This window comes from Aminobacter sp. BE322, assembly GCF_050433525.1.
GTDB lineage: Bacteria > Pseudomonadota > Alphaproteobacteria > Rhizobiales > Rhizobiaceae > Aminobacter.
Genome location: NZ_JBNPXB010000018.1, coordinates 19,594 through 39,633 on the forward strand (window position 1 = coordinate 19,594; position 20,040 = coordinate 39,633).

The 20,040-nt window shown below is 66.1% G+C and carries 24 protein-coding genes, 1 tRNA gene and 1 pseudogene; 13 read left to right on the forward strand and 13 right to left on the reverse strand.

What is annotated here, in order from left to right:
• Window positions 1-10 precede the first annotated feature (10 nt).
• Window positions 11-850, reverse strand: a pseudogene (locus tag J2X50_RS20630) (DUF817 domain-containing protein); the annotation flags it as partial.
• Entirely contained in the window at window positions 847-1,557 is a 711-nt protein-coding gene (locus J2X50_RS20635; RefSeq protein ID WP_340036158.1) for a pyrimidine 5'-nucleotidase, read from the reverse strand. The gene J2X50_RS20635 and the pseudogene J2X50_RS20630, both read right to left, overlap by 4 nt.
• Window positions 1,558-1,740: 183 nt before the next feature.
• On the opposite strand from J2X50_RS20635, the gene J2X50_RS20640 reads away from it, so the two are divergent.
• The gene (locus tag J2X50_RS20640; RefSeq protein ID WP_429097782.1) at window positions 1,741-2,502 is read left to right on the forward strand and encodes a GGDEF domain-containing protein; all 762 of its coding nucleotides are present in this window, start codon (window positions 1,741-1,743) and stop codon (window positions 2,500-2,502) included.
• A gap of 101 nt (window positions 2,503-2,603) precedes the next feature.
• On the forward strand, window positions 2,604-3,509 hold the full coding sequence (locus J2X50_RS20645) for an EamA family transporter (RefSeq protein WP_429097783.1): 906 nt from the start codon (window positions 2,604-2,606) through the stop codon (window positions 3,507-3,509).
• An 18-nt stretch (window positions 3,510-3,527) separates the two neighbouring features.
• On the opposite strand, the gene phhA is transcribed toward J2X50_RS20645, so the two are convergent.
• Window positions 3,528-4,361: a phenylalanine 4-monooxygenase gene (gene phhA, locus J2X50_RS20650; protein ID WP_429097784.1), complete on the reverse strand. Its 834-nt coding sequence runs from the start codon at window positions 4,359-4,361 to the stop codon at window positions 3,528-3,530.
• 136 nt (window positions 4,362-4,497) lie between these two features.
• Between phhA and J2X50_RS20655 the strand changes: the two genes are divergently transcribed.
• Entirely contained in the window at window positions 4,498-4,974 is a 477-nt protein-coding gene (locus J2X50_RS20655) for an Lrp/AsnC family transcriptional regulator (protein WP_429097785.1), read from the forward strand.
• A gap of 2 nt (window positions 4,975-4,976) precedes the next feature.
• On the opposite strand, the gene J2X50_RS20660 is transcribed toward J2X50_RS20655, so the two are convergent.
• Both J2X50_RS20660 and J2X50_RS20665 read right to left on the reverse strand, forming a co-directional pair.
• Window positions 4,977-5,759, reverse strand: a complete 783-nt coding sequence (locus J2X50_RS20660; protein WP_429097786.1) for a DUF1194 domain-containing protein — start codon at window positions 5,757-5,759, stop codon at window positions 4,977-4,979.
• 167 nt (window positions 5,760-5,926) lie between these two features.
• Complete coding sequence (locus J2X50_RS20665; RefSeq protein ID WP_429097787.1) at window positions 5,927-6,139, reverse strand: DUF2442 domain-containing protein; 213 nt, start codon at window positions 6,137-6,139, stop codon at window positions 5,927-5,929.
• On the opposite strand from J2X50_RS20665, the gene J2X50_RS20670 reads away from it, so the two are divergent.
• A complete protein-coding gene (locus J2X50_RS20670; RefSeq protein WP_347967428.1) occupies window positions 6,138-6,356 on the forward strand; it encodes a hypothetical protein in 219 nt (72 codons plus the stop codon). The genes J2X50_RS20665 and J2X50_RS20670 overlap by 2 nt on opposite strands.
• Before the next feature lie 35 nt (window positions 6,357-6,391).
• Here the strand turns inward: J2X50_RS20670 and J2X50_RS20675 are convergent, their stop codons facing one another.
• Together J2X50_RS20675 and argB are read right to left on the reverse strand one after the other, a co-directional pair.
• The gene (locus J2X50_RS20675; protein ID WP_347967429.1) at window positions 6,392-6,514 is read right to left on the reverse strand and encodes a DUF4160 domain-containing protein; all 123 of its coding nucleotides are present in this window, start codon (window positions 6,512-6,514) and stop codon (window positions 6,392-6,394) included.
• A gap of 16 nt (window positions 6,515-6,530) precedes the next feature.
• Window positions 6,531-7,433, reverse strand: coding sequence for an acetylglutamate kinase (gene argB / locus J2X50_RS20680; RefSeq protein WP_429097788.1), 903 nt, complete (start codon window positions 7,431-7,433; stop codon window positions 6,531-6,533).
• 337 nt (window positions 7,434-7,770) lie between these two features.
• On the opposite strand from argB, the gene J2X50_RS20685 reads away from it, so the two are divergent.
• The 4 genes from J2X50_RS20685 to J2X50_RS20700 all read left to right on the forward strand — a co-directional run bounded on the left by J2X50_RS20685 (window position 7,771) and on the right by J2X50_RS20700 (window position 10,314).
• Window positions 7,771-8,310: a sigma-70 family RNA polymerase sigma factor gene (locus J2X50_RS20685; protein ID WP_429097844.1), complete on the forward strand. Its 540-nt coding sequence runs from the start codon at window positions 7,771-7,773 to the stop codon at window positions 8,308-8,310.
• Window positions 8,307-9,026: an anti-sigma factor gene (locus tag J2X50_RS20690; RefSeq protein ID WP_429097789.1), complete on the forward strand. Its 720-nt coding sequence runs from the start codon at window positions 8,307-8,309 to the stop codon at window positions 9,024-9,026. The genes J2X50_RS20685 and J2X50_RS20690 overlap by 4 nt, the downstream gene beginning before the upstream one ends.
• Window positions 9,027-9,213: 187 nt before the next feature.
• Complete coding sequence (locus tag J2X50_RS20695) at window positions 9,214-9,765, forward strand: fasciclin domain-containing protein (protein ID WP_429097790.1); 552 nt, start codon at window positions 9,214-9,216, stop codon at window positions 9,763-9,765.
• A gap of 171 nt (window positions 9,766-9,936) precedes the next feature.
• Complete coding sequence (locus J2X50_RS20700) at window positions 9,937-10,314, forward strand: VOC family protein (protein ID WP_429097791.1); 378 nt, start codon at window positions 9,937-9,939, stop codon at window positions 10,312-10,314.
• 6 nt (window positions 10,315-10,320) lie between these two features.
• On the opposite strand, the gene yihA is transcribed toward J2X50_RS20700, so the two are convergent.
• The 5 genes from yihA to rpmH form a co-directional block, all read right to left on the reverse strand.
• Entirely contained in the window at window positions 10,321-10,986 is a 666-nt protein-coding gene (gene yihA, locus J2X50_RS20705; RefSeq protein WP_429097792.1) for a ribosome biogenesis GTP-binding protein YihA/YsxC, read from the reverse strand.
• Window positions 10,983-11,621 carry a CatB-related O-acetyltransferase gene (locus J2X50_RS20710; RefSeq protein ID WP_429097793.1) on the reverse strand — a complete coding sequence of 213 codons (639 nt, stop codon included), beginning with the start codon at window positions 11,619-11,621 and terminating at the stop codon, window positions 10,983-10,985. The genes yihA and J2X50_RS20710 overlap by 4 nt, the downstream gene beginning before the upstream one ends.
• Window positions 11,622-11,983: 362 nt before the next feature.
• Complete coding sequence (gene yidC, locus J2X50_RS20715; protein WP_429097794.1) at window positions 11,984-13,792, reverse strand: membrane protein insertase YidC; 1,809 nt, start codon at window positions 13,790-13,792, stop codon at window positions 11,984-11,986.
• 9 nt (window positions 13,793-13,801) lie between these two features.
• Window positions 13,802-14,170 (reverse strand): ribonuclease P protein component, encoded by a 369-nt coding sequence (gene rnpA / locus J2X50_RS20720; RefSeq protein ID WP_429097795.1) that lies wholly within the window; start codon window positions 14,168-14,170, stop codon window positions 13,802-13,804.
• A 16-nt stretch (window positions 14,171-14,186) separates the two neighbouring features.
• Window positions 14,187-14,321 (reverse strand): 50S ribosomal protein L34, encoded by a 135-nt coding sequence (gene rpmH, locus J2X50_RS20725; protein WP_008833937.1) that lies wholly within the window; start codon window positions 14,319-14,321, stop codon window positions 14,187-14,189.
• Between the two features lie 240 nt (window positions 14,322-14,561).
• Between rpmH and J2X50_RS20730 the strand changes: the two genes are divergently transcribed.
• The 4 genes from J2X50_RS20730 to J2X50_RS20745 all read left to right on the forward strand — a co-directional run bounded on the left by J2X50_RS20730 (window position 14,562) and on the right by J2X50_RS20745 (window position 18,515).
• Window positions 14,562-15,983: an FAD-dependent oxidoreductase gene (locus J2X50_RS20730; protein WP_429097796.1), complete on the forward strand. Its 1,422-nt coding sequence runs from the start codon at window positions 14,562-14,564 to the stop codon at window positions 15,981-15,983.
• A gap of 42 nt (window positions 15,984-16,025) precedes the next feature.
• The gene (locus tag J2X50_RS20735; RefSeq protein WP_429097797.1) at window positions 16,026-17,513 is read left to right on the forward strand and encodes a sensor histidine kinase; all 1,488 of its coding nucleotides are present in this window, start codon (window positions 16,026-16,028) and stop codon (window positions 17,511-17,513) included.
• A 138-nt stretch (window positions 17,514-17,651) separates the two neighbouring features.
• A tRNA-Arg gene (locus J2X50_RS20740) sits at window positions 17,652-17,728 on the forward strand.
• A 316-nt stretch (window positions 17,729-18,044) separates the two neighbouring features.
• Entirely contained in the window at window positions 18,045-18,515 is a 471-nt protein-coding gene (locus J2X50_RS20745) for a nucleoside deaminase (protein WP_429097798.1), read from the forward strand.
• Window positions 18,516-18,633: 118 nt separating this feature from the next.
• Here J2X50_RS20745 and J2X50_RS20750 read toward each other — a convergent pair whose 3' ends face one another.
• Complete coding sequence (locus J2X50_RS20750; protein WP_429097799.1) at window positions 18,634-19,056, reverse strand: VOC family protein; 423 nt, start codon at window positions 19,054-19,056, stop codon at window positions 18,634-18,636.
• A gap of 196 nt (window positions 19,057-19,252) precedes the next feature.
• Here J2X50_RS20750 and J2X50_RS20755 point away from each other — a divergent pair, with 196 nt between their 5' ends.
• Window positions 19,253-20,020 carry a helix-turn-helix domain-containing protein gene (locus J2X50_RS20755; RefSeq protein WP_429097800.1) on the forward strand — a complete coding sequence of 256 codons (768 nt, stop codon included), beginning with the start codon at window positions 19,253-19,255 and terminating at the stop codon, window positions 20,018-20,020.
• Window positions 20,021-20,040 lie beyond the last annotated feature (20 nt).

Consider the following 20,040-nt stretch of genomic DNA (forward strand, 5'->3'; position numbering starts at 1 on the left):
TCTCTTCCAGCGGCTGGGGACGGTGCACGAGCGTCACCAGCACGAAGGAGATGATCATCAGGAGGTACCAGGCGCCGAGCTTCTGGATGGAGACCGGCGTCCAGCCGTGGTGCTGGCCGGGATAGATCCAGGCGCGCGACCAGGTGCCGATGTTCTCGGCGAACCAGATGAACAGGGCGACGAGCAGGAAGCCGAGCAGCAGCGGCATGCGGTGGCGGCCGCGGAAGACGCGGTAGTGCACCACCGTCCTGAGGTAGATGAGCGCGGTGGCGGCGAACAGGACGTAGCGGATGTCGACCGTGAAGTGGTGGGCGAAGAAGTTGACGTAGATCGCCACGCAGAGCAGCAGCGTCGCCCAGATCGGCGGATAGCGCGTATAGCGCATGTCGAAGATGCGGCTGATGCGGGCGAGGTAGGAGCCGACGGCCGCGTACATGAAGCCGGAGAACAGCGGCACCCCGCCGATGCGGAAGAAGCTTTCTTCCGGATAAGCCCAGGAGCCGGCGGAGGTCTTGAAGACCTCCATCGCGGTGCCGACGAGGTGGAAGATCAGGATGACCTTGGCCTCGGACGGCTTTTCCAGCCTGAACGCCAGCATCGCGGCCTGGATGCCGAGGGCGGCCAGGAACAGGAAGTCGTAGCGCGCCAGCCCCGCGCCCTCGGGCCACCAGAACTTGGTGGCGAGGATGAGCGCCAGCATGGCGCCGCCGAACAGGCAGGCCCAGGCCTGCTTGAGGCCGAACACCAGGAACTCGATCAGCGCGCCCGAGACACCGCCGGCCGGCAGGCGGTCGAGCACGGCATGTGCCGCAGCATCGATCCGCGCCTCGACCGGGGTGAAGCGCCTCACTTCGTATTGGCCTCGACGATGGTCGTCAGGAAGGTGGCGAGATCGTCGGTGACGAAGTCGACGTCGTCCTCGTTCTGCGGATCGCGCTCCCAGATCTCCGAGAATGTGGGCTCGAAGTTGCGCGGCACGATCAGCACCGTCGTCATGCCGAGCGACTTGGGCACGGCGAGGTTGCGCGCCAGGTCCTCGAACATCACCGCATTCGGGCCGGTGACGTTGTGCAGGGCGGCGAACTTCTCGTAGGTCTGGCGCGCCGGCTTGGGGGTCAGCCCTGCCGCCACGATGTCGAAGATGTCGTCGAAATGGTCGAGGATGCCCAGCTGCCGCGCCGTGCGCTCGGCATGGCCGCGGTTGCCGTTGGTGAAGATGAACTTGCGGCCGGGCAGCTGGCGGATGGCCGCGCCCAGCACCGGGTCGGGCACCAGCCAGGAATAGTCGATGTCGTGCACGTGCTCGAGGAAGGCGTCCGGATCGATGCCGTGGCGCTGCATCAGGCCGTTCAGCGTCGTGCCGTATTCGAGGTAGAGCTGCTTCTGCAGCTTGCGCGCGTCCTCGCGCGACAGCGTCAGCAGCTCCGACACATAGGCCGTCATCTTCACGTCGATCTGCGCGAACAGGTTCGAATGGTGCGGATAGAGCGTGTTGTCGAGGTCGAAGACCCAGTCGGTGACGTGGTCGAAGCGGGCGGGATCGGGAAGCTCGGTCATGCAGACCTTATGCCACGGATCGCGGATTTTGTAAGCGCGGATGCAAGAGCGAGGGGTGAAGGACAGGAAATATTTTCGTATGTGCCACCCACGAAATTACGTTGGGTAGATCAAATTTTAACCACCGTGGAAAGATCACCTTCAGGTCATGCTGGCATTTCAACAGCCGGCAGGGAGTTGAAAGTGAAGCGTATCTTCTGGAAGTCGGTTTTCGTCACGCTGTTGTGCATGGCAGCTACAATGGTGATCGTCCTGTCGGTCATCACGCTGCTGGGCGGAACGATCGACAAAGCCGCCTACATCTTGCCGATCCTATGTCCTCTGCTGATCGGTTTTCCATTCGCGTTCCATAATTTCTGGCAGCGCGAGAAGCTGAGGCTGGCGCACGAGGAACTGACCGTGGCGCACGGTCAGCTCGCCGCCGCCCACAAGCGCCTGTCGGAAAAGGCCAGCCGCGACGAGATGACCGGCATGCTCAACCGCGAGAATTTCTTTGCGGCCCTCGACGGGTCCCGGCGCCGGAGCGACCGCGGCGCGCTGCTCATCATCGACGCCGATCATTTCAAGCGCATCAACGACAATTTCGGCCACCTGACCGGCGACCAGGCGCTGCTGATGATCGCCGGCGCGATCCGCGGCGCGGTGCGCAGCGGCGACGTGCTCGGCCGCATCGGCGGCGAGGAGTTCGCCGCGTTCCTGGTGGGCGCCTCGCAGGACGAGGCGAGGCTCGTGGCCGAACGCGTCCGCAGCGAAGTCGAACTGCTGCGCTTCAAGCCGGAGGAGGGCCGCGTGGTGCCGCTGACGGTCAGCATCGGCGGGACCAACTGCGCGACCGACGCCAATGTCTCCGAACTTATGCGGACCGCCGACAAGTGGCTCTACGAGGCCAAGAACCGCGGCCGCAACCTCGCCCTTCTCGACACCGGCATTCCGGAAGCGGCCTGACCAGGCACTGGCACAAGGTTTTCGGGCCGCGTGCGGTTGCGCGCGGCCCTTGCCGCTTCTAGAGGGAGCGGGCGTCTTCTGCCGTCTTGCCGGACATTTCCATGGAACTCTGGATACCCATCACCATCGCTGCCGCCTTCCTGCAGAACCTCAGGTCGGTGGTGCAGAAGCACCTCAAGGGGGTTATGGGCACGACGGGGGCGACCTTCGTCCGCTTCGGCTTCGGCTTTCCCTTCGCGCTGGCCTTCGTCGCCGTGCTCAAGCTGGCCGTCGGCTACGAACTGCCGCGGTTGAACGCCGTCTTCTTCGCCTGGGCGGTCGTCGGCGGCATCAGCCAGATCGCCGCGACCTTCCTGCTCATCCACCTGTTCTCGTTCCGCAACTTTGCCGTCGGCACCGCCTATTCGCGCACCGAGCCGGCGCAGGCCGCGCTCTTCGGGCTCCTGTTCCTCGGCGAACGCGCGACGCCAGGCGCCATCGCTGCCATCGCCATCAGCGTCTTCGGCGTGATGCTGATCTCGGTCGCCCACACCGCCTTCAATGCGCGCACGCTGGTGACCTCGGTGCTGAGCCGCAACGCGCTGGTCGGCCTCGCCTCCGGCACATGCTTCGGCATTTCGGCCGTGGCCTACCGCGCCGCCTCGCTTGCGCTGGGCGGACCGAACTTCATGATGCAGGCGGCCGTGACGCTTGCCGTCGTCATCGTCTTCCAGACAGTGGTCATGTTCGCCTGGATCGTCTGGCGTGAGCGCGACGAACTCGGCCGCATCGCCAAGGCGTGGCGGCCGGCGCTGTTCACCGGCCTGGTCGGCGCGTCTGCATCCTTCGGCTGGTTCATGGCGATGACGCTGCAGCAGGCGGCGATCGTCAAGTCGCTCGCCCAGATCGAGATGCTGTTCACCTTCGCCTCGACGGTGTTCTTCTTCCGCGAGCGGATCAACCGGCTGGAGGTCGCCGGCTGCGCGCTGATCGTGGGCGGCATCCTGGTCCTGCTCGCGGCCGGCTGACCGGCCCCGCGAGAAACCTCAGATCGTGGCCGGGTCGAGCGGCGGCGCGTCTTTCCAGCGCTTGATGATGCCGGCGATGTCGGCCGTCTGGAAGCTGTCCCTGAGCACGTCGAACGACGGCAGCACGAAATAGGCGCGCTGGAACTTGTCGATCTCGTAGGTCGTCCGCATCACGGTCTCGACGTCGAAGGGCACGTGATGGGCATCCGGGCTCTCGACCGCGAACTGCAGTTCGGTGAAGGACGACATCAGGCCGGCGCCGAACGCCTTCTTCGGCTGGCCGGGCTCCTGCATCAGGCCGTACTCGACCGTGTACCAGTACAGCCGCGTGACCATCTCGTCGCCACCGAGCGCGATGTAGTCGCCGGCCTTCTCGCCGTAGGTCTGCATGAAGTCGCCGAAGGCCGGCTGGCTCAGCACCGGCACGTGGCCGAAGAAGTCGTGGAACATGTCGGGCTCGACGATGTAGTCGAGCTCCTCGCGCCGGCGCAGCCAGTTGGTCACGGGGAAGCGGCGGTTGGCGAGGTGGTCGAAGAAGGGCTGCGCCGGGATCAGGCCGGGCACAGCGACGATCTCCCAGCCGCTCAGCCGATGCAGCTTCTCGCTGACCTCATGGAAGTCGGGGATCTTCTCGACCAGGCCGAGGGCCGCCATGCCGTCCAGGTAGGACTTGTGCGCCAGCCGCTGGGTCAGCTTGGTCTGGCGGTCGCAGAGCGTCCGCCACACCTCCTGCTCGGCTGTGCTGTAGTCGTATTTCTGTTCGACGGTGAAGTCGGAGCGGCACTGCGAATAGTCGCCGCGCAGCCCCTGCTCGGCGCATTCGCGCGCATAGTCCTGGACGCTGATACCCATGGCCTGATTTCCTCCCCGGACATGGCCTTCGATCCTCGAAGCATAGCCGGCAGGCCAGAGTGAAATTCACCTTCCTGCGTTCAATGCGCGCTCGTTTGAGGTATGATCACTCGCAAAAAATCCATCGGGAGGAAAAATGCCTCAGTTTGACGAATTCGAGATCAGGATGCTCGACATCCTGCAGCGCGACGGCCGCAAGCCGATCTCGGAGCTGGCGCAGGAGATCGGCCTCTCCAACACGCCCTGCGCCCGCCGCTTCGAAGCGCTGCAGGAAGCGGGCGTCATCAAGGGTTTTTCGGCGCGCATCGGCCGGCGCGCGGTCGGGCTGATGGTCGAGGTCTTCGTGCAGGTCCGGCTGGTCAGCCACAGCGACGAGTCGCCGGAAAAATTCATCGCCGCGGTCCAGCGCATGGACGAGGTGTCGTCGTGCTGGACCATGACCGGCGAATACGACTTCCTGCTCCACGTCATGGTGCCGAGCGTCGACGACCTCAACGCCTTCGTCATGCACCGCCTGATGCGCCTTTCGGGCGTCCGCGACGTCCACACCCAGCTGGTGCTGCAGAACATCAAGGGCCCGGGCCACGTGCCGCTCGGGCACCTGAGGGGATAGCGTCAGCGCGCGGGATCGACCGGCATGTAGTGCTCGCCGAACAGGCAGTTGACCGGCACCGCCGGCTTCGTGCTGGCGGGTTCCGCCACGGGTTGGGCGCCGCTGACCTCGAGGATCAGCTTGCGACGGATCGCCGTCGTGAATTCGGCAGCGACGCGGATGGGCAGGACGAAGGAACCGGGGCCGCCGGTCACGCAGCCGGCATAATAGCGGTCGATGCCCTCGAGCGTCTCGGTCGGGTGGATGAGGATCGGCAGGCCGTTGATGACGATGCCGCTCGCGACCGCGTTGTTGCGGGCGACCTCCACCGGCGCGCCGGCATTGTTGGGTCCGTCGCCGGAGATGTCGATGACCTTCTTGTCCGCCTCGAAGCCGTTGCGTTCCAGGAGGCGTGCGCCGAAGGCCAGCGCGTTCGAGATCGAGGTGCCGCCCGATCTGTCGACCGGCTGGAGCGCCAGCCTGGCGGCGAAGGAGTCGGCGCTTTCGCGGCCGTCGATGATCTGCCAGGGAATGATCGACTCCTTTCGGACCGAACCGGCCCACTCGAAGTAGGTCAGCGCGATGCGCCCCCGCGCGCCCGACGCCACGGCCTTGATGAAGTCGGGGTGGCGCAACGCCTGGACATAGCCCGATCGCTGGAGGGCAAATTCGCCCTCGTCCATCGAACTCGACACGTCCACGGCCAGCACCAGCTCGACGTCCACCAGTCCTGCGTCGGTGCCGACGCTCGGCGTGGCCGGAATTTCACAACTCGTGCACAGCACCAACGCCAGCGCGGCCAGCATCGTTCGTCGCGACGGATCGCCCTCCGAGCGGAAGCGGCAACCAGTTTGCTGCAACGGCCGGAAAATGAAAGCGCAAGCGGTTCACTGCTTCGTGAGCGGGTACTCGGACCGGCGGGATGCGGAACCGTGCCATGTACGGCTCGGCCATCTGGGAGGATAGGGCGGGATCAGGCCGCCTGGGTCTTGGACGGCGGCCGGGACTGGTCGCCGCGGCCGGCCAATAGGCCCTCGACGGAAATGTCCTCATCGAGGTCGTCCCAATGCAGTCCGCGCGTGCTGATGCTCACTGCCCGCCGCTGCGCGGGCGTCGCCTGAAGCAGTCGGGGAAACCAGGCCAGCGGAACGCTCAATGTCCGTCCATCCGACAGGTCGAGCCACATGCTGTCTTCGTCGAACCAGACCTTAGTTGCCTTCACCAAAGAACTCGTTCCAGGCATTCGCGATCTCACGCCGCCGATGGGTGACCATTTCGGCCAGTTCGCGCAAGGTGCGCGCGCTGAAGCCGTCATTGTACGCTACCATGACATCCGGCCGGCGCATCGGCCCGAAAATCGATTTCGATTTTCGGAAAGCACGATGCGCCGCTTCAAGACCTAGAGCGTCCTAATGCGTCCATTCGGACGCACGGCGCTCTATTGCCAAAACTTGGCGTCGACGCCGTCCTTGCCGACATGAACGTGCATCGGCTCGCGCGGATCGCCTTCGTTCGAGAAGAAGTAGAAGCGAAAGCCCTTGTGACGAAAGACGACGGGCATCCGCTTCCTCTCCGCCTCACGGAACGATCAGCGTTCCCGCGCCGTGCTCGGTGAACAGTTCGAGCAGCACCGAATGCGGCGTCTTGCCGTTGAGGATGACCACGCCCTCGACGCCGCGCTCGATCGCCTCGATGCAGGTCTCGACCTTGGGGATCATGCCGCCCGAGATCGTGCCGTCCTTGATCAGCGCCCTGGCGTCGGCGACCGTCAGTTCGTCGATCAGCTTCTTGTCCTTGTCGAGCACGCCGGGCACGTCGGTGAGGAACAACAGCCGCGAGGCCCGGACCGCGCCGGCGATGGCGCCGGCGAAGGTGTCGGCGTTGATGTTGTAGGTGTGGCCGTCGCGGCCGGGCGCCACGGGCGCCAGCACCGGGATCATCTCGGAGCGCGCCAGAAGGTCGAGCAGCGTGCGGTCGACCTCGACCGGCTCGCCGACGAAGCCGAGGTCGAGCACCCTCTCGATGTTCGAATCGGGGTCGACCATGGTCTTCTTGGCCTTCTCGGCGAAGACCATGTTACCGTCCTTGCCGCACAGGCCGATCGCCCATTCGCCCTCGGCGTTGATGAGCGCGACGATCTCCTTGTTGATCGAGCCGGCGAGCACCATCTCGACGATCTCGACCGTCTTCTGGTCGGTGACGCGCAGGCCGCCCTCGAATTTCGATTCGATGCCCATCTTGTTGAGCATCGCGCCGATCTGCGGGCCGCCGCCATGCACGACGATGGGGTTGACCCCCGACTGCTTGAGTAAGGCGATGTCGCGGGCGAAGGCGCGGCCGAGCGCCACGTCGCCCATCGCGTGGCCGCCATACTTCACGACCACCGTCTTGTTCTCGTAGCGCTGCATGTAGGGCAGGGCGGCTGAAAGCAGGGCTGCCTGCATTTCGGCGTTGGCGGCGACGTTCGTCGTCATCGGCATGGTCCCGGATAGTGGAGAGATTTCGCGCGGTCTTAGCCGGAAACCGGGCAGGGGGCAAATGGTTCGCGAGTGCTTCAGGGGGGCAGGACGAATGAAATCACCCCCCACCCCTAACCCCTCCCCACAAGGGGGAGGGGGATGATTTCGCCCCTATTGCCACCAAATCGTGCAGGGTGGCAGTGCAGAAATTCCCCTCCCCCTTGTGGGGAGGGGTTAGGGGTGGGGGTCTTCAAGGGACGGTCAGGCGATTGCACTACAGGCTTGCGACGCCGGTTGCAGACTGCGCCGTGCCGAAACAGCGGTTGCAATTCATGTGTCGCAACGTAACCTTGTGACGATGACGCCGCAGGACATCACCAAGCTGATCGTGCGGACCTCGATGAAGGACCGCAACGCCTTCGACCTGCTCTACCGGCAGACGAACGCGAAACTTTTCGGCGTGTGCCTGCGTGTTTTGAACGACAGGGCAGAAGCCGAGGAAGCGCTGCAGGAGGTCTTCGTCAAGATCTGGACGAAGGCCGACAGGTTCGCGGTCTCCGACCTCAGTCCCATTTCGTGGCTCGTTGCGATCGCGCGCAACCATGCGATCGACCGCATCCGGGCAAGGCGCCAGGCGACGGTTGCCATCGACGAGGCGTTCGAGGTCGCCGATCCCGCTCCCGGGCCCGAGGCGGCGGCGGTGGCCGGCGATGAGGCCGAGCGCATCCATGGCTGCCTCGAGGAACTGGAGAAGGACCGGGCGGCCGCCGTTCGGGGCGCCTATCTCAAGGGTGAGAGCTATGCCGAACTCGCGGAACGCCACGGCGTGCCGCTCAACACCATGCGTACCTGGCTGCGCCGCAGCCTGATGAAACTCAGGGAATGCCTCGAAAGATGACACTGGCGGAAGACAACGGACCGGAACGGGAAGGGGGCGACGACATCCTCGCCGCCGAATACGTTCTCGGCGTGCTTTCCGCCGACGACAGGCGGCAGGCGGGCCGGCGCATCGACGGCGAGGCCGCCTTCGCGCGGCTCGTCGACCAGTGGGAGGTGAGGCTGTCGCCGCTGGCGGCCGGCTATGCGGAGATCGAGGCGCCCGCTTCGGTCAAGGCCGGCATCGACCGTCGCCTGTTCTCGTCCACTACCCGGGCTCCCGCCGAACGGCCGTCGGGCCTGTGGTCCAGCCTCGCCGCGTGGCGCGGCCTCGCCGCCGCCGCCGTGGCCGCGCTGGCGATCTATGTCGCGGTGCCGCTCGTCAATCCGCCGGCGCCGCACGAGATGATGGTGGCCTCGCTCGCCGCCGAGGGCAGCGAGGTCAAGTACATGATCATGTACGATGCGGCGGCCGGCGAGATCGGCCTCTCGCACGTCGCCGGCGATCGCGTCGTCGGCAAGGATTTCGAACTGTGGATGATCGAGGGCAACGCGCCGCCGGTCTCGATGGGCGTCATTCCGGCCGGCACCACCATGAAGATGCCGGTCAAGGAAAACATGCGCGACAAGCTCGCAGCGGGTGCCGTGCTCGCCGTCAGCCTCGAGCCCGCTGGCGGCTCGCCGACCGGCTTGCCCACCGGCCCGGTCGTCGCCGCCGGCGATCTCCGCGAAATCTGAACCCTTCCCGCCGGCTTGCCCCATCCTGGCTGAAACTATCTCCGGGCGGCGCTCGTTACTTCCTGTTTGTTGGATGCAAATTATTGATTTTATTATAGAATATTCACTTTTTGGTGAAACTTGGCAGCGCTCGGGCGCGTAGCTTCTTCTGTCTTTCCGATATGGAAACAACCCAAGGAGTTACGTTATGCGCAAGACCACTCTCGCCGTGCTCGCCGGTGCCTTCACCGCCCTCGCCACGATCGCCTATGCCGCGAATCCGATGGTTGGCGGGGCCGCCATGTTCGCCGACAAGAACATCGTCGAGAACGCCGTCAACTCGAAGGACCACACCACCCTCGTCGCCGCGGTCAAGGCTGCGGGCCTGGTCGAGACCCTGCAGGGCAAGGGTCCCTTCACCGTGTTCGCACCCACCAACGAAGCCTTCGCGGCCCTGCCCAAGGGCACTGTCGAGACCCTGCTCAAGCCCGAGAACAAAGATCAGCTGGCCAAGGTGCTGACTTGCCACGTCATCGGCGCCAAGGCCATGGCGGCGGACGTCACCAAGATGGCCATGGATGACGGCGGCGCCCACAAGGTCAAGACCGCGGGCGGCTGCGAACTGACGCTGAAGTCCGATGGCGGCAAGGTCACCGTGACCGATGAGAACGGCAATGTCGCCAACGTCACCATCGCCGACGTCGAGCAGTCGAACGGCGTCATCCACGTCATCGACAAGGTGCTGCTGCCGAAGATGTAGGCCCGCCCCGCCCCGGCCGGCGCGGCGCCACAGCTCCCTTGGCCCAGGCAGTCGATCAGCGCCCCGCACGGCCTCCGCCGTGCGGGGCGTTCGGCCGTGGATGATGATTTTGCTGACGCTTTCCGGCCGCCGGGATTATGCTTGGCGCGTAACGCCAGGGAGGATCGAGCGATGACCCCGCACGGCGAATTTCACTGGAACGAGCTGTTGACCTGGGATGCGATGAGAGCCAAGCGCTTCTACACCGCGACCCTCGGCTGGACCTATGAGGACATGCCGATGGACGGCCAGAGCTATCACGTCTGCATGTCCGGCGGAAAGCCGGTGGCCGGCATCTTCCAGATGCCGAAGGGCAAGGGCATGGACGGCGTGCCCGAGAACTGGTTCGCCTACATCTCCGTCGACGACCTCGACGCGCGGCTCGGGCTGCTGGTCAAGAACGGCGGCAGGGTCATGCGCGAGCCGTTCGAGGTGCCGGGCGTCGGCCGCATCGCCATCGTCGCCGACGACGGCGGCGCGGCCATGGGATGGATGGTGCCGGCCGAGTGAGGCCGCTCAGCCGCCGTTGACCACCAGCGCGATCGCCGCGCGCAGTTCGTCCATGCCCTCGTCCTTTTCCGACGAGGTGGAGAGCACGACGGGGAAGGCCGCCGGCCGCTTCTTGATCTTGGCGATCGTCTCCTCGATCAGCCGCGGCACGCCCGCGGCCTTGATCTTGTCGGTCTTGGTCAGGACGACCTGGTAGGAGATCGCGGCCTTGTCGAGCAGGGTCAGCACCTCCTCGTCGTTCTTCTTGATGCCGTGGCGGGAATCGATCAGCACATAGACGCGCTTGAGCGTCACCCGGCCGCGCAGGTAGTCGAACACCAGCTTGGTCCAGGCGTCGACCTGCTCCTTCGGCGCCTTGGCATAGCCGTAGCCGGGCATGTCGACCAGCGCCATGGGCGGCAGGTCGCCGGCCTCGCCCGAATAGCCGTCCGGCACGAAATAGTTGAGCTCCTGGGTGCGTCCCGGCGTGTTCGAGGTGCGCGCCAGTCCGCCCTGGCGCACCAGCGCGTTGATCAGCGACGACTTGCCGACGTTGGAGCGCCCGGCGAAGGCGATCTCGGGCGGGCCCTCCGGCGGCAGGAATTTCATGGCCGGCACGCCGCGGATGAAGATCCACGGCCGGGTGAAGGTCTCGGTATCCACCGGGGGCCTCGTCAAGGTCTGTTCGTTCAAGCCGCTGCCTCCAGCAATGAGATGTCCGTTCCGCGAATGGCGTCGAGGTTGCGGCCGATCTTGTCCACCGGCCAGTTCCACCAGGCGATTGCCAGCAGCTTCTCGATGGTCCTGTCGTCGAAGCGCTTCTTGACCACGGTCGAGGGGTTGCCGGCAACGATCGCATAGGGCGGCACGTGGCGGCTGACAACCGATTTCGCAGCGATGATGGCGCCGTCGCCGATATGGACGCCCGGCAGGATCACCGCTTCCATGCCGATCCACACGTCGTTGCCGATGACCGTGTCGCCGCGCACCTCGCGCTGCCAGGTGGCGACGTCGAAGCCTTCCTCCCAGCCATGGCCGAAGATGTTGAACGGGTAGGTCGAGAAGCCCGACATCGCGTGGTTGGCGCCGTTCATGATGAAGCGCGCGCCTTCGGCGATGGCGCAGAACTTGCCGATGATCAGCCTGTCGCCGATGAAGGGATAGTGGTGCAGCACGCATTTGAGCTGGAACAGGTCCGGCCCCTCCGGATCGTCGTAGTAGGTGAAGTCGCCGATCTCTATGTTCTCGGCGTCGACCAGGGGCTTGAGGAAGCCGACGCGCTTGTGCATCGGCATGGGGTGCTTGATCGAAGGATTGGGGCCTTGCATGGCGATGTTTCCACGTGACTGCGGATAGCAATATAGCGCGATCCGCTGTGATGCCGACATCGCCTGTTCGGAACTTCCTTGTGCGATCGTCTTGGAAACGCTCCCGTCGGGCCCGGTTGATTTCGCTTGCACGCTTCCACGCGCAAAACCGGGGTCCCGCAAGGGACATGCGGAACCCCGGCCTCGCCGAGACGGTTCCTTGCTGGTCGGGGCGACCAGCGCCGCCACCCCGCATAAGCCGGCATGTACGGGGCATCCCGAAGTTACGGCGTGCCGCCCCCGCGAGTTTCGCCGGGCGTTGCCGCCCATGAAAAAAGGCCCCGGCGAACCGGAGCCCTTTGATCTGCTTCGACGGTACCGGCCTATTCGGCCGGGGTCGGCTTCTTCTTGAACAAGGCGACCAGATTGTCCCAGAGTTCGATCTTCGCCCCCTGGCGCTTCATGATCACGCCCTGCTGGAGGATCGACAGGAAGTTGTTCCACGCCCAGTACAGCACCAGACCGGCAGGGAAACCCGCCATCATGAAGGTGAAGATGATCGGCATCCAGGTGAAGATCGCAGCCTGGGTCGGATCCGGCGGGGTCGGGTTCATGCGCATCTGCAGGAACATGGTCACGCCCATGATGAGGGGCCACACGCCGATCATCAGGAAGGCCGGAACGCCCCAGGGCAACAGCCCGAACAGGTTGAACAGCGACGTCGGATCCGGGGCCGCGAGGTCGTGGATCCAGCCGAAGAAGGGCGCGTGCCGCATTTCGATGGTGACGTACAGCACCTTGTAGAGCGCGAAGAACACCGGGATCTGGATCAGCACCGGCCAGCAGCCCGCAAGCGGGTTGATCTTCTCGGTCTTGTACAGCTCCATCATCGCCTGCTGCTGCTTCATCTTGTCGTCCGCGTATTTCTCGCGGATTTCAAGCATCTTGGGCTGCACCTTCTTCATGTTCGCCATCGACTTGTACGACTTGTTGGCGAGCGGGAAGAAGATGGCCTTGACGATGACGGTGGTGGCGAGGATGGCGAGGCCGAAGTTGCCGAGGAACTTGTACAGCGTGTCGATCAGCCAGAACATCGGCTTGGTGATGAAGTAGAACCAGCCCCAGTCGATCAGCAGGTTGAACTGCCTGATCTGACGGCCGTCCTCATAGGCGTTGAGCTTGGCCACTTCCTTGGCGCCGGCGAAGACCAGCGTCTCGACCGTCGCCGACTGGCCGGGGGCGACGGTGACCGGGTCGGTCAGATAGTCCGACTGGTAGCGCGGACGGCCGTCGTCGAAATAGGAGAAGCGCGGCTGGAACGGCTGCTTGCCCGAGGGCACCAGCGCCACCGCCCAGTACTTGTCGGTGATGCCGAGCCAGCCGTCGGTCGACTTGCCGGGCAGCGACTGCTTGTCCTTCTCGATCGCCGTGTACTTGAACTCCTGCAGGCCTTCCTCGCCGGTCACGCCGATCAGGCCCTCGTGGAGGACGTAGATGCTCGGGTGCGTCGGCTTGTCGAAGCGCGTCACGCGGCCGTAGTTTGACAGCGACACCGGGGCGCCGCCGGCATTCGTCACCGTGTCGGAGACAGTGAACATGTAGTCCTGGTCGACCGAGATGGTGCGCTTGAAGGTCAGGCCCTTGTCGTTGACGTAGGTCAGCGTCACGGGTGTCGCGGGGGTCAGCGTCTGGTTGGCTTCCGCCGTCCAGACCGTGTCGGGGCCGGGCACGGTTCCGGTCGTGTCGCTGCCGACGAAGCCGATCTCGCTGTAGAAGCCGTTCGGCTGCGCCTGCGGGTTGAGCAGTTCGATGATCGGCGAGTTCGGCTCGACGGTGACCGTGTAGTCCTTGAGGCTCAGGTCGTCGAGGCGCCCGCCGGTCAGGTTGATCGAGCCCTTGAGGCTCGGCGTGTCGATGGCGATGCGGCTCGAGGCCGCCACGGCCTGGGCGCGGTCGACGGGTGCGGTGCCCGTCGCGGCCGGGGCGCCCGGAACGCCTGCCTGCGGCGCCTGCGCGCTGCTGCCTGGGCTTGCCGGCTGCGCGGCCTTCTGGTCCTGCGCGACCCGCTCGGCCTCGATGCGCGCGGCTTCGCGCTGCGTTTCGATGCGCGGGTTCATGTAGAACACCTGCCACAGCGTCAGGATCAGCACCGACAAGGCGATGGTGATGAAGAAGTTACGGTTGTTTTCCATCGAAAGCCCTTATCGCGTTCCGCGAATGCGCCGAGAGAGTTCGGCCGTGAGCTGGCCGAAGGGGGCGGTGAGCACGTCTTCGCGCCCGACGATCACATAATCTTTGCCGGCGGCCATGTCACCTGCGGCATGAGTGCGGACGGCCTCTCGCAGGCGCCGGCGGACCCGGTTTCGCACCACGGCGTTGCCGACCTTCTTGGTGACGGTGAAGCCGACGCGCGGCTCCGCCTGGTCGCCTCGATCCATCATCTCAACGAGAAAAAACCGCCCGCGCCGCTTTTCACCGCGGCGGACGGCCAGGAATTCTTTTCGTTTCAGAAGCCGTTTGGGGCCGCGTCCGAGCGGAGCAGACCCCTCTGGCTTGCCGTCAGCGGGCAAGGTTCCCGCCTACGGCTTAGGCGGAGAGCCGCTTGCGGCCGCGGTTGCGGCGAGCAGCGACGACGCCGCGACCACCCTTGGTGGCCATGCGCGCACGGAAACCGTGACGGCGCTTGCGGACGAGTTTGGACGGCTGATAGGTACGCTTCATTTGTTTTAATACCGCGGCGTGCGGCCCTTCTTGTGTCTGTCACTTTGTAACAGGAGCTTGGCTCGGCTTGCTTCGACGCGATCAAAAACCGCGACGGAAGCGGGTCCCGAGCGTGTGCGGGCTTATATGGATTAGGTGTCGCGAAGTCAATCCGCCCATATGGCGCTCCACCGGTGGTTGTCACTTGCCCCCGCTCCGTCGTAGCATCGTCTGGGGCATTTGGCGGGGCAGTGGAAGCGAATGGGCAGGCTTGTGCCCGATTTGTGCGTGATCGGCGGTGGGCCGGCAGGCATTCATGCGGCCACCACCGCAGCGGCGCTCGGCGCGCGCGTCGTGCTGGTCGAGCGGGGCCGCACCGGCGGCCTCTCGCTCCACGGCGGTTCGGTTTCCATGCGCGCCCTGGCGGCGGCCGCGGCGAGGGCCCAGGCCATGCGCGAGGGGGCTCCCCTCGGCGTCGCCGCGCATGAGCCCGAGGTCGACTTCGCGGCGGTCCGGCGCCATGTAGCCGGCGCCGTGGCGGCGGCATCGGCGAGTTGCTCGCCCGAACGGCTGCGCGCGCTGGGCATCCAGGTCTTGCCCGCCGAGGCGCGCTTTTCCGGTACCGGCACGGTGGTCGCCGGCGACAGCGAGATCGCCGCCCGCGGCTTCGTCATCGCCACCGGCTCGCGGCCGGTCGTGCCTGCCGCGCCCGGGCTCGACGGCGTCGACTATCTGACGCCGGAGAGCGTCTTCGCGCTCGAGCGCCGGCCGCGCCACCTGGTGATCCTCGGCGGCGGCGACAGCGGCATCGAGGCCGCGCAGGCTTTCCGCCGGCTGGGGTCGAACGTCACCGTCGTCGAGTTCGGCACCGCCTTGTCGCGATGGGACCCGGAACTTGCGGCGGTGGTGCTGCGCCGCCTGCGCCGCGAGGGCGTCGTCATCCGCGACAATGCCAAGGTGATGGGCATGGACCGTCCCGGCAGGGGCCATGTGCGCGTCCAGATCAAATGGCCGGCGGGTGTCGAGACCTACGATGCCTCCCATGTCCTGCTCGCCGCCGGCCGCCGGCCGAACCTTGCCGGTCTCGGGCTCGCCGAGGCGGGGATCGTCGAGGACGACAACGGCATCAGCGTCGACGACCGCCTGGTGACGGCCAATCCGCGCGTCTTCGCCATCGGCGATTGCATCGGCGAATGCGGCAACGTCGCGCTGGCGCGCCATCATGCCGAGGTCGCGGTCAGCCAGCTGGTCGAGCGCAAGCGTGCGAGCGAGGAGGGCTGGAAGGTACCGCGCTCGCTCGGCACCGACCCCGGGGTCGCCCAGGTCGGCCTGACGGAGGCCGAGGCCCGCCGCCGGGGCATTGCCTTCCGCATCCTGCGCGCGCCTTTCGCTGAAGGCGAGCGCGCCCTGGCCGAGCGCTGCGGCGAGGGACACCTGAAGCTGTTGCTCGACGACGGCCACCGCCTCCTGGGCGCCGGTCTGGCCGGAGCGGGGGCGGCCGAACTCATGGACACATGGGCGTTGGCCCTGTCCGCAGGTCTTGGCCTGCAGCAGATCGCCGCCCACGCTTCTGTGTTTCCTTCCTTTGGCGGAATTTGCAAGAACGCCGCGATGGCCTATCTATTGGCGAATGGCGACGGCAAGGCCGGGCCGATTCTGTTCGGGCGGCGCCTGCGTCGCTGAGACGGCCGGGTCCCCCGGCGGGGACATGCAGCGAAGCTTGATATGACGAGTGCAGCCGACATCGGCCAGGACGCCGGAAAGCAGCCGGACCATTCGGTCCCGCTTTCGCGCGGCCTCTCGACCAAGCTGCTGCTGCTGACCATCGTCTTCGTGCTGTTCGCCGAGGTGCTGTTCTTCCTGCCTTCGATCGCGTCCTATCGGCTGCGCTGGCTGGAGGAGAGGCTGGCGACGGCCGCCGCCGTGGCGACGATCCTGGTGCAGGGCGATCCGGCGTCGCTGTCGCGCGCGGCGCAGAATGACGTGCTCATGGCCATCGGCGCCAAAGCCATCGCGGTGCGCGACGGCGGGGTATCGCGCCTGCTCGTCGTCTCCGAGATGCCGCCCACGGTCGACGAGCACATCGACATCGCCGCGGCCGGCGTGCTGCGCTCCATGCCCGCGGCCATGGACACGCTGCTGTTCGGCGGCGACCGCGTCCTGCGCGTCTACGGCAAGGTCGGCGACAGCAACAAGGAATTCGAGCTCGTCATCTCCGACAACCGGCTGTTCCGCGCCATGCGTGCCAATGCGCGCTACATCGTCTTCGTCTCGCTGCTGATCTCGCTGTTCACGGCGGCCCTGGTCTACGGCACCATCGACCGCATCATGATCGGGCCGATCCGGGCCATGACGCAATCGATGCTGAGCTTCTCGCGGGCTCCCGACGACCCCTCGGGCGTCATCGTCCCCGAACGCCGGGCCGACGAGATCGGCGTGGCCGAACGCGAGCTGTCGGCGATGCAGACGCATCTGCAGAAGATGCTCGCCGAGCAGAAGCACCTCGCCGACCTCGGGCTGGCCGTTTCCAAGATCAATCACGACATGCGCAACATCCTGGCCTCCGCCCAGCTGATGTCCGACCGCCTCCGCGTGGTCAAGGACCCCTCGGTGCAGGCCTTCGCGCCCAAGCTGGTGCGCACGCTCGACCGGGCCGTTTCCTATTCGGAGAACGTGCTCGCCTATGGCCGTGCCCAGGAACCGCCGCCGGCGCGGCGGCGCCTGCGGCTGCGCCAGCTGATCGAGGACATGCACGGCCTGCTCGGCCTCGAGCCGGAAGGCGGCATCGAATTCGTCAATGCCGTCGACGTGGCCTTCGAGGTCGACGCCGACGCCGACCAGCTTTTCCGGGTGCTCACCAATCTCAGCCGCAACAGCGTCCAGGCGATGGCCGGCATGGCCGACGAGGCGGTCGTCAAGCGCCTGACGATTTCGGCCGAGCGGCAGGGCAGCGTCAGCCGGATCCTCGTCAACGACACCGGCTGCGGCCTGCCGCAGAAGGCGCGCGAGAACCTGTTCGCCGCCTTCCGCGGCTCGGCCCGCAGCGGCGGCACCGGGCTCGGGCTGGCGATCGCGCACGAGCTGGTGCGCGCCCATGGCGGTTCGCTCGAGCTGGTCGAGAGCGTCGGCGGCCGCACCACCTTTGCCTTCACCATCCCCGACCAGCCGCTGCGCCTGGACGAGGCGCGCAGCAGCCTGCGCCGGCCCGCCTGACCGAGGCGAACGCGAGCGTCCTTCCCTGCCGCCGAAAAGTTTTGCCGGCAGCCGCTTGCATTTCGCCGAGCCAGCCGCTAGGTAGCGCCGGTCGCTTCGATCCGTCGAAGCGTGGCGGCCGCTGCGACGGCCCGATGCGCGCCCGTAGCTCAGCTGGATAGAGCACCAGACTACGAATCTGGGGGTCAGGAGTTCGAATCTCTTCGGGCGCGCCATTTCACCGGACGAGATTCGAACCGATTCACCCGCGACGGGACCCGTTGGCGGCTCCTCCAAATGCAGCCTGACTACGACTGACAAGCAGATGGCCGACACCACGACGGGCGCATTGCTGCCGACGTCTGCCACTAGCCATGTGCTCTATCTTCGGGACACGATCGGCTTCCGTGTCGCCCGAACCTCCATGCCACGTCGCGCAGTCATGAATTCAATGCCGATGGCTGGACAGCTCCCAAGCGCTCCAGGAATATGGAATCTAGGCCAACGGCCTTTGCGCGCGCAGTAGCAAATGGGCTTCCCAAGGAGGCGGCCATGAGGAGCGATACCGAGTATCTACGTCTCGCCGTGGAGATCGCCGCCGAGAGCCGGGCCGGTGGCAATCATCCCTTCGGGGCGCTCCTGGTCGGGCCGGAGGGCGACGTGCTCCTTACGTCGGGCAACACCTACGCGCAGGATCGCGGCGTCGGTCACGCAGAGGCAAACGTGGCCCGCGCTGCAGCACGGCAATACGATCCGACCTTTCTCGAGAAATGCACGCTGGTGACCTCGGTCGAGCCGTGCTGCATGTGCGCCGGCGCCTGCTACTGGGCTGGCATCGGCACCGTGGTCTACGGATTGAGCGAAAGGCGGTTGGCCGAGCTGACCGGAGACAATCCGGAGAACCTGACCCTCGATCTGAGCTGTCACCAGGTGTTCGCCGCCGGACGGCGCCATGTGGCGATTCGTGGTCCATTCCCTGAACTCGAAGAAGAGATTGCCAACGACCACAAGGATTTCTGGTGACGGAACCCGTCATGAACGGGCTGGTGTCGGTGACGAGCCCGTGGCCTCTGCGGCGCCATTGGCTCCAGTCCTCCTGAGCGGAGCCAGTTGCCATCACCGCCATAAGGTCGCCGCCGGCTCAGTCTTCGGGCAGGAAGGCGGGGTTGTAGACGACTTCCCAGAGATGGTCGTCGGGATCCTGGAAGTAGCCGGCATAGCCGCCCCAGAAGGTCTTCTGCGCCGGCTTGACCAGCCGCGCGCCTGCATCGATCGCCCGGCGCATCGCCGCGTCGACCTCGCGCTCGCTTGCGACATTGTGGCCGAGCGTGAATTCCGTGGGGCTGCGCCGCGTCGGCGCGATGCCCGCATCGCGGGCGATGTCGGCGCGCGGGAAAAGCGCGAGCTTGATGCCGTGCTCGAGGTCGAAGAACGCCACGGCGCCGTGCTCGAACTCGGTGCCGATGATGCCCTCGGTAGGCATGCCAAGGCCGTCGCGATAGAAGCGGAGCGAAGCTTCCAGGTCGTCGACGCCGATCGTGATGACGCTTATCCTCGGTTTCATGGTGGTCTCCTTCGTAGTGGCTTGCGGCGCTGCGCGCCATGTGGTCGTTGCCGTCAATCTGGCGCTTCCGAAGCCGGATTGATTGAACTTTTCGGCCAAATGTCACGTTTGTCCGTCGCTCCGCTTGAACAAGGACCGTCCCAGGCCTAGCTGCAAGGCCGGCGTCCGACGGTGACGGCCGCAACGGGTATGGAAGATGAAGGCTCTGCCCGCCTTGGCGATCGGCGACTTCCGGGAGCGCCCTGCCGCGGCCGCCCTCGGCCACAGTTTTGCGTCGGTCTGGGTGCATCGGTTGCCCGAGGCGGCGGCGCCGATCGTCGTCACCCCCGACGGCACCATCGACCTGCAATGGATGGACGGCAGTTTCCGCGTCGCCGGCCCCGACAGGGACCCCAAGCTCGAACTGCTTCCGGCCGGCACCACGGTCATCGGCTTTCGCTTCCATCCCGGGGCCGCCGCGGCGTGGCTGGGAATGCCCGCCGCCGAGATCGTCGGCCATCGGCTGGCGCTGGACGAGCTGTGGGGGGCGAAGGCGCGGCGGCTCGCCGCCGGCATCCGCCCCGACAGGGACACTGCGGGACTGATCGGAGAGCTGGAGGCGGCCATTGCGGCGCGCGCGCCGGCGCGAGGCGCGCCGGATCCGGTCATGCGTGCCGCCTTCGAACTGGTCCGGTCCGGGCCGCCGCCCGGCGCCCCGCTGGTGCCCTGGCTCGGGCGTGCCCTGGCCATGAGCGAGCGCACCTTGCGCCGGCGCTTCGACGAGAGCTTCGGCTATGGCCCGAAGACGCTTGACAGGATCATGCGCTACCAGCGCTTCCTCGACCTTTCGCGCCGGTCGGCGCAACCGACGGCCCGGCTTGCGCTGGAGGCCGGATATGCCGACCAGGCGCATCTGGTCCGCGAGAGCCGCCGCCTCGCCGGCGTCACGCCGCATGAATTCGGGCGCATCCTGAACCACGGCTGACCCAGCCGCCGCGCCGGAAC